This window comes from Streptomyces durhamensis (assembly GCF_000725475.1).
Classification (GTDB): Bacteria; Actinomycetota; Actinomycetes; order Streptomycetales; family Streptomycetaceae; genus Streptomyces; species Streptomyces filipinensis.
Genome location: NZ_JNXR01000196.1, coordinates 1 through 280 on the forward strand (window position 1 = coordinate 1; position 280 = coordinate 280).

The following is a 280-nucleotide window of genomic DNA, read 5'->3' on the forward strand; positions in this document are numbered from 1 at the left end:
TCGCGGCGTCGGTCTCGTGGAGCGAGGTCACGGCTTGAGGAATCCGGCCTGGCTGAGGACCTTCTGGCCCTCGGGGGACTGGACGAGGGCGATGAAGGCCTTGGCGGTCCGGGTGTTGGGGGCGTTCTTGAGCAGGACGATCGGGTAGTCGTTGATCGCCTTGGCGGACTCGGGGAACGGGACGCCCTGCACCTTCTCGCCGGCGGCGTGCACGTCGGTCTTGTAGACGACGGCGGCGTCGGCCTCCTTGAGCTCGACCTTGTTCAGGGCGCTCTTGACG

1 protein-coding gene is annotated in these 280 nt (G+C 67.5%); it reads right to left on the bottom strand.

Annotated features, from left to right (window positions below):
* Positions 1-27: 27 nt before the first annotated feature.
* Positions 28-280, bottom strand: a 253-nt coding sequence (locus tag IO33_RS0142345) for an extracellular solute-binding protein (protein ID WP_031174377.1), incomplete at its 5' end; no start/stop codon positions are given.